Genomic DNA, 12532 nt, shown 5'->3' on the forward strand with positions numbered 1-12532 from the left:
CTCATCCTGGTACGTGGTCAGGTTGAATACCGCCGTGCCGTCGGTGTCGCTTGCGCCGTTGTCGCAAAGCTCGTATGGCTCTGCCGGGGTTACGGCCTCCGGTACAGGGTGTACGATGAGTTGTACTTCGGCTATATCAAAGCACTCTGTTTGGTTAGAAGCAACATTAATATATAGTGTTTGCACGCCGTTGGTAGTATATGCCTGTATATTCTCATAAGCAGCGATCTCTGCATCAGATAAAGCATTAGCACCAAAGGTTGCATCTGCTAAAGTTTCATGCACCGTTAGCACTACGGTGCCTCCCATGTACGACAGTATATAATCTAAAGCTTCGTTAACATTAAATGTAGCTACATTATCATTATTAAAATCACATTCTTCTATTGGCGGAACAATTGGTGCAATTGGTGCCGGCAATACGTCTAACTGCGCTGTGGTTACGGTAGCACAGCCTGTTACATTATTAATAACTTTTACATATATAGTAGCATCCGGTGATGAATACGGGCTATTTAGCGGGTTATTTCCTGTTTGTGCATCATCTAACGTAAGGTAGTAAGCAACACTAAGACCTGAAACACCGTTAGTTACTACAGGAGCTATTTCGTCAAGGTTAAATATACCTTCGTTAGGCGTTTCCTCACACGCATAAAACGGTTCCATAGCTGTATTAACAGCAGGCAGCGGATTGACAACTAAATTAAATGATGCTACACTTGCACAGCCAAATTGCGACGCTACCCTTACCCAAAGCGTTGCATTGCCACTTTGGAAAGTAGCAGGTGCAGCAATTTGTGGTGTACCGGCTAATGCATCCTGCTGGCTTGCATAATAAGTTACAACAGCATTAGGGTCGGACGTAACATCATCATTAAGCGTAGTCAGGTCAAATACCTCAACACCATCGGGCGAATTATTATCATCACACAATACATAACTGGCTATTGCAGGTATTTCCGGATTAGGATGTACAATTAGCTGTACGGGCTCTACCGTAGCACAGTTGGTTGTGGTGCCGGTTTGTATTACCCTTATATAAATTACAGGGACAGACGTGCTGCTTGTATAAGTGGCGGGCGATGTTATAGCTCCCGTACCATTTTCGGCGGCAAGTTGCGTAGTATGGTAGGTTACCGTTAAGCCTGTTTGCCCATTAATAACTTCGGCACCGGCCACAGTAAGGTCAAACACAGCAGTGCCGTTGTTTGGCAGGCCATCACAAGCCTCAAGCGGCGTTGCAACCACAGTTACAGGACGCTCAATTACATTAAGCTGCACCGGTGCAACCGTTAAACAGCCTGTTGCATTGTTTACCACACGAACATAAACCGTAGTTGTTGCGGTAGTATAAGAAGATGCATCAAGCGCATCGGTACCGTCTTCGGCTAAAGCCTGTGTTGTATAATAGCTAAAAGTGTAGTTGGCAGGATTGGCAATAACGTTAGCATTGGCCTGGGTAAGCGTAAAAGTACCCTCGCCGTTTTCATCTTCACATACCTGTAGCGGCGTAATTGTTGCATTTACCGGAGGCAGCGGATTAACCACAAGGTTAAACGATGCCACACTATAACAATCAAAACTATTTTGAACCCTTACCCAAATGATTTGTGGATTAGCTGTATTAGTATATGCCTGTGGGGCCGCAATGGGAGCCGTACCGGCTTCGGCTGCTGCCTGGCTGATGTAATACGAAACCTCTAAAGTAGCATCAGACCCTACAGCCTGTGCATTTTTAGTAGTTAAATCAAAAACGGTAGCCTCACCCGTGGTAGATGCATCATCACACAGCACGTAATTTGTCATAACAGGAGTGGCCGGCTTAGGATTCACAACAAGCTGAACTGTTTCTATCGCATAACAGTTTGTAGTTGTACCTGTTGGCACTACTCTTATGTATATAGTTTGTGTATTAACAACTTCAGACGGATAAGCATTTGGAGTAGTGATCGCGCCTGTGCCTGCTTCAGCCTCAGCCAATGATTCGTGGTAGGTAACCGTAAACCCGGTTTGCCCGTTTATAACCTGTGTGCCCGCAGGGTTAAGGTTAAAAGTGGCAAGGCCATCAAAATCATTATCACAAAGCGCTATGTCATCGGCTGTAGCCAAAACAGGAGCTCCTGCAATAGTAATATTTGCTGTGCTGCTGCCTGCCTGTAAACACATTGCAGGATTAGCCGCAACAGTATACGTAACCGTATAAGTGCCGGGTGTACTGTTTACAACATCAATTTCGCCGGTCGCTGCATCGATGTCAAGACCCGGAGTTGACGAATATATACCACCCGCCGTAAAGCCTGTTGCAGGGGTAGGTGTAACATTAGGTGCAATATCGCAAACGGCAGCCGGCAATGTAAACGATGTTACCGTAGGGCTTGGCTCTACTATAGTTATAATAATTTGTACCGGTACACTCTGGCAATCGTTAACGGTAACCTGCCTTACAAAATAGGTTGTACTGCCCAGCGTTGCCGTATTTATAACCGGAGGTGTTACAGACCAGCCGTTGCCCGTTAGCCACTCTACTACATTAGTTGGGTCGTCTACCGGGATTACGGGAGCAGTAGCTGTAGTTCCCTGGCAGTATGAAACGTTTGTTACCGTAGGGCTTGGCGGTTCGGCACCGGTAAATTCTACCTCCATGGTGCTGATACAGTTGCTTGTACCCCAATCAAAATAATAAGTTCCCGGGGTAGAGAAATTGGATATTGTAATGTTTTGAGAGGTAGGGTCAGAAATTGTTGCCGTACCCGGATTATCGGCATGTGGTGTCCAGCTACCAATACCTGCCGACTCAACATCTATAGACAGCATGCCACAAGGCATATAGTATGGTGTATCTGTAATAATCTGGTTTTGAGCGGTAAACTGAATAGCATCTAAGAAGTTACCGGTACTTGTATCGCCAGTAGCAGTAGATACTGCCTGAAAGTAAAAGCGTGTTACAGTTTGCCCTGCAGGAACTGTATAGGTTATGGCAGCATTAGGTGCTTCGCCATAGTGTACCCATGCCGCGTTTGATGTAGAAACCTGGATGATCTGGTCTAATGTGCCTCCCGGAGGCCCCGCAGATAGTTTACAAACATCTGTACCTACACGGCCACGGTGAGCAAACTTAATGGTAAACACAGTAGGCTGTGGCGTAGCATAATCCTGGTAAACGCCCATGGTGCCCTGGTTAGCATTGGCATTAAGCTCTATAAACTGAACGCCCTGAAAAGCTGTTACACCTTCGGCCGATGGCGATGGCCAAAACTCCATTATGTGGTCATTATTGGTGGTTCTCCAACCTTGCACCGTATAATCGTTTATAAAAGTCGGCCAGCCCGCCCCTGCCGGAGGAGCAGGAGTTTCAAAACTATAGTTGATGGTATTTATAGAACAATCTAAATTACTGCTTGCCGGTGGCGTTGTTACGCATATATTAAATGAAGTAGCAAGGCTGGGGTTGGTAAGGTTAAAATAAGTACGTAGCTTATATACTGTACCGGGTGTTAACCCACTTGCTATTATTACATTATTAGCACTGCAATACAACTGGGATAAAGCTCCGCAGCTACCCTCATATAAAACCAGCATGGTGGGCTGCGGCGTACCTGTAAAGCCCGATAAGGCAATGGTATGCGTGGTTGCTGTTGCGGTAAACTGGTACCAGATATCCTGCCCGCTGATGGTTGTACAAAGGTTACCCTCTGTAGATGCCGTTGCAGCTGTAAACGATGCCGTAGTAGTAGCGGTACATGCTGTACCCGCATTTACGGTTAAGGTTGTTGCATTAGCACAATCATCATTTGGGGGAGCTACCAGTGTTTTTTTACCAGATTTTACCGGTGGGGTAATGTGCTTATTTGCCGATACATATTGAACAAAAAACAGCGAAATAAGCAGTAACGTAATTCTTTTCATCGATAGGTAATTGAGGTTTTAAAATTATGCTAATTATGTATATGAAACAACTGAGTACCCTATTTTACTACTTTTAGATTTCATTTTTATAATGTATTCAATCATAACGCATTAAATTAAATTATGTGTATTTTTTTTCATAAAATAATAAACCACTTAAAGCAACAGAACCTTTTTCAGCGAAAGAAAAAGCATTTTAACGTAATATTAGCAATCGGTTTGGTATCGAACTGCCAAAACTTTATGGTCACGGGATATACATAATTTTATTCGACCATGCAATTCCCCATATCACACCCATCAAAAAATATGAAAAGTAATTTATCAGGGTCAGGAACGTTAACTCAAAGTCCGAAAGTGAAATATTAACCCTATTTTGAAAGTTTTTCGGAAATAAAAAAGCCCTTCCGAAAAAATCGGAAGGGCTTGGTATATAATTTCAGGATAGTATTACCTGTGTTTTATCTCTGCCATTTTTATAGCCACAACAGCAGCCTCTGTACCTTTATTACCGTGAATACCACCACTGCGGTCTATTGCCTGCTGCATGGTGTTATCGGTTAACACACAGAAGATTACAGGTACATCAGTAAGTACATTAAGGTCTTTTATACCTTGTGATACCGCCTCGCATACAAAGTCAAAATGCTTGGTCTCGCCTTGTATAACGCTGCCTATTGCTATAACGGCATCTACATTTTGGGTAGCAATCATTTTTTTAGCTGCATATACCAGCTCAAAACTGCCCGGCACACTCCAGCTAACTATATTGTTTTCAGGCACATGGTTTTCAAGAAGAGTTCCTATAGCACCTTTATACAGGCCCGATGTTATATTCTCATTCCACTCTGAAATAACAATCCCAAACCGAAAATCTTTCGCGTTTGGGATTGTGTTTTTATCGTAATCTGATAAGTTTTTATTAACTGTAGCCATTACTCAAGCATTGCAATGTAAGAATCTATCAGTACACCTTCCTGAGAGGTGCTGAATTTTTCTTTAATTTCTTTAAAGTATTTAAGAGCCTCAGGTTTTTTGTTAAGATCTAATGCAAGTTGGCCTGCTTTAAACAAAAAGCGTGGTGCTGTAAGTGCATTATCTGAAACTTTAGCAGCCTCATCATAAAACTTAAGAGCCTCCTCTTTGTTAGCAGGTGTACCAAGCTGAACAAAAGCATCGCCTTTAGCACCTGTTGCCCAGGCTTTTAAAACCTCATCATCAGTTTTAAACTCTTCAAGGTGTTGTACAGCCTCTTTGTATTTACCAGTATTTAGGTAAGCAGTACCCGCGCAGTATTCTGCAAGGTTGGCAGCATCTGTACCAGGGTATTTGTCTATAATAGCTAAAAAGCCATATTTACCTTCACCGCCGTTAAGGGCAAGATTGTAAAGTGAGTCGTTTGCAGTTTGTGCGTTAACAGCCTGTGTAAGATACTGTTCTGCCTGAAACATTTCGTTAGCAGCCTCATCTTCTTTAGGAGCCACAAGAAATTTATCGTAAAATAAATAACCAATAGTTAAAAGTGCAATAACACCAACTACTATAAAAATAGGCTTTTGGTTTTTAGCTACCCATTCCTCTGTTCTTGAGGCACCTTCATCTAATGAATTAAAAACCTCTGCTGTTGTACTGTTCCCGTCAAAAGTATCCTCAATAGGTTCTGCAGGTAGTACATCTTTTGGTTCTTCCGGTTTAGGAGCTTTGTATCCTCTTTTATTATATGTTGCCATTTAATTTATTTTAGTGAGCGCAAAAATAAAATTTTTATTGAATAATAAAATATCTTTTTGTCGTTATTTTTCAATAATTTGCAGCTTCGTTAAAAATACACCTTTATTTGTAGAAGGTTTTCATATTCAGGGCCATTAAAAATGCACTTAAAGAATTTATCGCTCATTAATTACAAAAATATTGCAGAGGCCAATTACGAATTTGACCCTAAGATTAATTGTTTTGTAGGAAAAAACGGAATTGGCAAGACAAATGTGCTCGATGCCATCTATCATTTGGCGTACGGCAAGAGTTATTTCAACCCTCTTGCATTGCAAAACATCAAACACGGCGAAGAATTTTTTGTGATAGACGGTACTTTTGAAAAAGACAACCGCACTGAGCAAGTGGTATGCAGCTTTAAAAAAGGTCTTAAAAAAGTACTTAAACGCAATGCCAAGGCCTACGATAAATTCTCTGAGCATATTGGTTTTATATCCCTTGTTATCATATCCCCTTCTGACAACGACCTTATAGTTGAAGGCAGCGAAACCCGCCGAAAATTTTTAGATACCGTTATATCGCAGCTCGACCCGGCTTATCTTCAGGAACTTATCAACTATCAAAAAGTAGTTGCGCAGCGCAATGCCCTTTTAAAATACTTCGCCCTGAACCATACATTTGATCGCGATACACTATTAATATACAATGAGCAGCTAAACAGTATGGCACAGCATATATTTGAAAAGCGTCGTGATTTTTTAAACAGTTTTGTGCCTATTTTTAATAAGCACCACCAAACAATTACAGACTCGGCTGAGGATGTGAGCCTGGTTTACGATAGCCACCTGCATAATAAATCGCTGGCTACATTGTTAGATGAGAACCTGCAACGCGACCGTGTGCTGCAATATACCAGCGTGGGCATACATAAAGACGACCTGCTATTTGAGATAGATGGACATCCGATAAAGAAATTCGGGTCACAGGGACAGCAAAAGTCGTTCTTAATAGCGCTTAAGCTTGCCCAGTTTGAGTTTATAAAAAAACAGAGCGGGGTGCTCCCTATCCTGTTATTTGACGATGTTTTTGATAAACTGGATGAAACACGGGTATCTAAAATTGTACAAATGATAGACGATAAGGTTTTTGGGCAGATATTTATAAGCGACACCCACCCGGAACGTACCGAAGCAATTATCAAAGCCACCCACCAGAGTTACAGGATTTTTAATATGTAACCGGCTTGTTAATTTGATAATTTATTGATTCGGTAATTTGTAATTTGTAATTTGTAATTCATAATTCATAATTATCTTTAAACTATGATAACAACCACTACACTTCAGTTTATTGAAGACCTAAGGAATAACAACAACCGCGACTGGTTTCAGGGCAACCAGGACTGTTATAACGACTACAAAAAAGATTACAGGGATACCGTTGATGAATTTCTTAATGAAATGAAACCGCTGGATGACACCCTGGAGCAGCTTGAATTTAAAGATTGCTCATACCGCATCAACCGCGATATACGTTTTAGTAAAGACAAGACACCTTATAAAACCCACATGGGTATATGGATGTGCGAAGGCAAAAAGAACACCAACCTTGCCGGTTATTATGTGCATATTGAAAACGGCGCTGCCTTTGCGGGCGGTGGCTTATATATGCCCGAAGCTTCTGAACTTAAGAAAGTGCGCCGTGAAATTGATGGTTTTTATGAAGAACTTGAAGCCATACTGGCCGACCCCGAATTTAAAAAGGTTTACGGCAGCCTTGATACTGATGAAGGTATGGTATTAAAATCGGCACCAAAGGATTTTGACAAAACGCACCCTGCCATTGAGTTACTAAAGTTCAAGACATTTTTAGCTACCGCAAAAATTTCACAGAAAGAGCTATTGAGTAAAAACTTCGTGAAGGATACCTCAAAAAAGCTTATTGTTTTAAAACCGCTGATAGAATTTTTAAACCGCGCACTCACTACCGAATAAGCTTAATAGCTTATTTTTGCACCAACAAATCAACTTTGTCCTTTTTATGGAGATCCTTACGCAATACCCGCTAAAAAAACATAACACCTTTGGCATGAATGCTTTTGCTAAGGAGTTTATTTCTGTTACCTCAACAAATGAACTTGCCGAAGTTTTAAGAGAAAATCAGGGTAAAAAGCTGTTTATATTAGGCGGCGGCAGCAATATGCTCCTAACGCAGGACGTAGATGCACTTGTTATTCAGGTTGGGCTTAAAGGTATAGATGCAGTTTGGCAGAATGACGAGAAAGTACACATTAAGGCAATGGCCGGCGAAAACTGGCATGAATTTGTGCAATATTGTATTGAGCATAATTTTGGCGGGATAGAAAACCTGTCGCTTATTCCCGGTAATGTTGGCACCACACCCATACAAAATATTGGCGCCTACGGTACTGAAATTAAAGATGTAATGATTAGCTGCGAGGCTATGGAAATTACAACCGGACAAATAACAACGTTTACTACAAGTGACTGTGAGTTTGGCTACCGCGAAAGCATTTTTAAAGGCAGACTAAAAGATCAATACATTATTACATCGGTTACTTTTGGGCTCACCAAGGCAAACCATGTAATTAACACATCCTACGGCGATATCGCCGCAGAACTTACTAAACAAAATGTTACCCTGCCCCCTACCATTAAGGAGGTTGGCGATGCTATAACAGCCATCCGCCAAAGTAAACTGCCCGACCCCAATGTATTAGGCAACAGTGGTAGTTTCTTTAAAAATCCTATTATTACTACTGAGGAGTTTGAAAAGGCATATCTTCAGCATCCGCAAATGCCGCATTATACTGTAGATGACACGCACATTAAAGTCCCCGCAGGCTGGCTAATAGAGCAGTGCGGCTTTAAAGGCAAGCGTTTTGGCGATGCCGGTGTTCATGAAAAACAGGCATTGGTATTGGTAAATTATGGCAATGCAACCGGTCAGGATTTGCTGGAGCTTTCTAAAAATATTCAGGAAACTGTTTACGAAACATTCGGGATTAAAATTGAAGCCGAGGTTAACGTAATATAGTGGTTAGTTATCTTTTAAATTAAGTTTCTAAAAAACTGTATACCGATTACTAAAGACTGAACAGTTTTAACTAATTTTGCGCAAAAATTAAGAGCCTATATGCTTAACATTATTTTTTACGTTTTTGTTGCTGTTGTAGTTTTGCAAATGGTTTATTATCTGGTAATTTACGGAAAATTTGCCTTTGCCAAACCGCAGGACATCACCACTAAAAAGCTGCCGGTATCGGTAATTGTTTGCGCTAAAAACGATTCTGAGAACGTAAAGCGACTTATACCATTGCTTGCTGCACAAAATTATCCTGATTTTGAGCTGGTACTCATAGACAACGCATCCAGCGACGATACACTTGATGTTTTTGAGGAGTTTGAACAGCAATACCTTAACATACGCCTTGTAAAAGTTGAGAATAACGAAGCTTTTTGGGGCAACAAAAAATATGCGCTTACCCTTGGTATTAAAGCCGCAAAAAAAGAATACTTGTTGTTTATAGATGCTAACTGTGTACCTAATTCACCCGAATGGATAGCCCACATGGCATCGCAGTTTACCATGAGCAAAACCATCATTCTTGGCTATGCAGCTTATGAGAAAAAGAAAAACTCGTTCCTTAATAAGATCATACGGTATGATGGTGTGCTAAATGCCACACAATATTTTGCATGGGCAAAAGCCGGCAGGCCTTTTAATGGTAATGGCCGCAACCTTGCCTATAAAAAGGAAGAGTTCTTTAAAGTAAACGGCTACATCAACCACATGAAAATGCATATGGGCGAAGACTCTTTATTTATTAATGAGGTAGCTACCCCAAAAAATACAGCCATTTGCTATACTCCGGAGAGCTTTACCTATCGCGAGAGTAAAAAATCGTTTAAAGGCTGGATAAAAGAAAAAAGGAAGAAAACCTATACGGCAAGCTTCTTCCGCTCGTTCGACCAGTTACAGATAAAAGCCTTTTACGTATCGCAATTAAGCTTTATTGTATTAGCTATAGTTTTGGCAGCATTACAGTTTAACTGGATGTTCCTCGTGCCTGTAATTGTATTGCGTTATATAATAAGCTGGGTAACCATGGCGCAAAGCGCTAAAAGGCTTCAGGAAAAAGATGCGGTTTACTGGTACCCTGTTATAGAAATTATTCTTATCTTCACACAGCTATATGTAAACTGTACCAATTTGTTCTCAAAGCAAGCGCATTGGAAATAAACTCTCAACTCATACAAAAAAACATTGAAAAGGCAAAAATGGGCGACCAGGTTGCCTTTACTTTTTTATTAGATTTTTTTTGGAATGAGGTTTACGGCTTCATGCTTAAGCGCACCCAAAACGAAACCGACACCGAAGATATTGTTATAGAAACCTTTAGCAAAGCGTTTGACAGGATAGCAACCTATAATCCTGATTATGCCTTTAACACCTGGCTTATAGCTATTGCTAAAAATGTACACATAGACCTGTTGCGTAAAAAACGCTCCTCTTTATTTATAGAAATAACCGATGAAGAAGACAGCCGCGCCTACAACGTAGCCGACAGCTCCCCTTCTGCCGAAGATAACCTTATCAAGGAGCAAAATCTTTCGCGCCTGTTAGAATGCATTAAGCACCTTAAACCACAGTACCAGGAAGTAATACAATTGCGGTATTTTCAGGAGTTGAGTTACCAGGAAATTGCCAATCAGTTGGGTGAACCTTTAAATAACGTAAAGGTTAAACTGCTCAGGGCAAAAAAACTACTGCTTGAAATCATCACTAAAAAGTAATATTAAGGCTTAATTATCACCGATTTTTACTTTTATTGAAGTAAAACACTAAATCTGCTTCAGATTAAATAAAAATCATCTTTATACTTCTGAATTTCAGCTTTTAGAACAATAAATTTTAAAGAAAATTTATTGTTCTTTTCATACTATGCGCGCCTTCTAAATCGTTGTAGTGATATAATCTTAGTACAAACCAAAAATCACCAACAATTATGTCAAAAGTAAGTGTATTCAACCACGCATGGATTGACTTAGTATTCGAAGGTCGTAATCAGGAGTACGGTGCCTATCAATTGCGCCGCCAGGACTCTAAAACAACGCTTATTGCCCTTTTTTCTGGCATAGGGCTTATGGTATGCCTCGTAGCCGTTCCTACAGCTATTAATTATTTTATACCAAAACAGGATGTAGCATCTGTAACACCTAATGATCCCGGGGTTATTGTAACATTAGATGACTTTAAACCTCCTGTAGAAGAACCTGAGCCACCTATGCCGGAAACAGCGCCTGCGGCAGCTGCACCGCCCAGTATTACCCCTACTACAGAGTTGAAACCTATTGTAGCCACCAGTGAGCCTGTAGAATTTACAACTACTACCGAGGAGTTAAACACTGCCCCACCGGCCGCAACCACAACTGCCGGTAATGGCAGCGGTACGGTTAATATTGGCCCGAGCGGCACAGTACCCGGCGGCACTGGTACAAATACTACCGGAACGGTTAGTGGCCCGGAAATAATTGAAAATGTTGTTGATGTAATGCCACAATTTCCCGGAGGCTTAGAACGCTTTTACTCCGAAGTTGGAAAAAGGTTCCGCACGCCTGAGAACGACAGCGAAACAACATTAAAAGTATACGTATCGTTTGTAGTAGAGAAAGACGGCAGCATGACCAACCTTAAAGTACTGCGCGACCCCTGCAACTGTATGGGTAAAGAAGCACTAAGGGTATTAAACTCTATTAAAACCAAATGGGAGCCCGGTAAGAAAAAGGGTGTTACGGTAAGAACAGCCTACAACCTGCCCATTACGGTAAATTTAAAATAGATAACTGCGGCTCCACATGGAGCCGTTTTCGTTTAAATCAGTTTCTGTAATAAATAACAAAAAGTATCTTAATATACCATTTTTGGAAACCATACGTTTTAGCCTTGTATGCAAAATAAACCTTATCTTTGCACTCTAAAGTTTTTACTCTATGGAAACTGTATTAGATACATTAAGGCCTGTTGCTGCTAACGGCCTGCTTACTCAAAAACCAAAATGGCTTAGGGTTAAACTACCTACCGGCCAAAAATATACTGAACTGCGCGGACTTGTAGATAAATACAAGCTTAATACCATATGTACATCGGGCAGCTGCCCAAACATGGGCGAATGCTGGGGCGAGGGTACCGCTACTTTTATGATACTGGGCAACACCTGCACCCGCTCTTGCGGCTTTTGCGGCGTTAAGACCGGAAGGCCGGAAACGGTTGACTGGGATGAGCCGGAAAAAGTGGCGCGCTCTATTAAAATAATGAATATTAAGCATGCCGTTGTTACCAGTGTAGACCGTGACGACCTTAAAGATATGGGCTCAATCATTTGGGCAGAGACCGTTAAGGCAATCCGCAGGATGAACCCTACTACCACACTTGAAACCCTGATACCGGATTTTCAGGGAATAGAACGCCACCTTGACCGTATTGTAGCTGTTGCCCCGGAAGTGGTATCACACAATATGGAAACTGTTAAAAGGCTAACCCGCGAAGTACGCATACAGGCTAAATACGAGCGTAGTTTAGAGGTGCTTAACTACCTTAAACAATCGGGTATTAACCGTACAAAAACCGGACTTATGCTTGGCCTTGGCGAAACCGAAGCCGAAGTATTGCAAACTATGGAAGACCTGCGCAATGTTAAGCTGGATGTGCTTACCATTGGCCAGTATTTACAACCAAGTAAAAAACACCTGCCTGTAAAAGAGTTTATAACTCCGGACCAGTTTAAAAAATACGAGACCATAGGCCTGGAAATGGGCTTTAGGCACGTAGAAAGCGGTGCATTGGTACGTTCATCTTACAAGGCACAAAAGCATATTTTATAATAGCACCC

The 12532-nt window shown here is 41.3% G+C and carries 9 protein-coding genes and 1 pseudogene; 7 read left to right on the forward strand and 3 right to left on the reverse strand.

Annotated elements, in window-relative coordinates; all coding sequences use genetic code 11:
* The 3 genes and pseudogenes from FMM05_RS07135 to FMM05_RS07145 all read right to left on the reverse strand — a co-directional run.
* Positions 1-3906 (reverse strand): annotated as a pseudogene (locus tag FMM05_RS07135) (hypothetical protein); the annotation flags it as partial.
* Between the two features lie 450 nt (positions 3907-4356).
* Positions 4357-4842, reverse strand: a complete 486-nt coding sequence (gene ribH / locus FMM05_RS07140; protein WP_143372666.1) for a 6,7-dimethyl-8-ribityllumazine synthase — start codon at positions 4840-4842, stop codon at positions 4357-4359.
* A complete protein-coding gene (locus tag FMM05_RS07145) occupies positions 4842-5636 on the reverse strand; it encodes a tetratricopeptide repeat protein (RefSeq protein WP_143372667.1) in 795 nt (264 codons plus the stop codon). Before FMM05_RS07145 ends, ribH begins: the two co-directional genes overlap by 1 nt.
* 141 nt (positions 5637-5777) lie before the next feature.
* Between FMM05_RS07145 and recF the strand changes: the two genes are divergently transcribed.
* The 7 genes from recF (at position 5778) to lipA (ending at position 12524) form a co-directional block, all read left to right on the forward strand.
* Positions 5778-6857, forward strand: a complete 1080-nt coding sequence (gene recF, locus FMM05_RS07150) for a DNA replication/repair protein RecF (protein WP_143372668.1) — start codon at positions 5778-5780, stop codon at positions 6855-6857.
* 84 nt (positions 6858-6941) lie between these two features.
* The gene (locus tag FMM05_RS07155) at positions 6942-7613 is read left to right on the forward strand and encodes a DUF2461 domain-containing protein (RefSeq protein ID WP_143372669.1); all 672 of its coding nucleotides are present in this window, start codon (positions 6942-6944) and stop codon (positions 7611-7613) included.
* Positions 7614-7659: 46 nt separating this feature from the next.
* Entirely contained in the window at positions 7660-8676 is a 1017-nt protein-coding gene (murB, locus tag FMM05_RS07160) for a UDP-N-acetylmuramate dehydrogenase (protein ID WP_143372670.1), read from the forward strand.
* Positions 8677-8775: 99 nt separating this feature from the next.
* A complete protein-coding gene (locus FMM05_RS07165; RefSeq protein WP_143372671.1) occupies positions 8776-9882 on the forward strand; it encodes a glycosyltransferase in 1107 nt (368 codons plus the stop codon).
* A complete protein-coding gene (locus tag FMM05_RS07170) occupies positions 9873-10436 on the forward strand; it encodes an RNA polymerase sigma factor (protein WP_185965527.1) in 564 nt (187 codons plus the stop codon). Before FMM05_RS07165 ends, FMM05_RS07170 begins: the two co-directional genes overlap by 10 nt.
* A 212-nt stretch (positions 10437-10648) precedes the next feature.
* On the forward strand, positions 10649-11482 hold the full coding sequence (locus FMM05_RS07175) for an energy transducer TonB (RefSeq protein ID WP_143372672.1): 834 nt from the start codon (positions 10649-10651) through the stop codon (positions 11480-11482).
* 151 nt (positions 11483-11633) lie between these two features.
* Positions 11634-12524 carry a lipoyl synthase gene (gene lipA, locus FMM05_RS07180; protein ID WP_143372673.1) on the forward strand — a complete coding sequence of 297 codons (891 nt, stop codon included), beginning with the start codon at positions 11634-11636 and terminating at the stop codon, positions 12522-12524.
* Positions 12525-12532: the final 8 nt, after the last annotated feature.

The organism is Flavobacterium zepuense (assembly GCF_007097145.1).
Classification (GTDB): domain Bacteria; phylum Bacteroidota; class Bacteroidia; order Flavobacteriales; family Flavobacteriaceae; genus Flavobacterium; species Flavobacterium zepuense.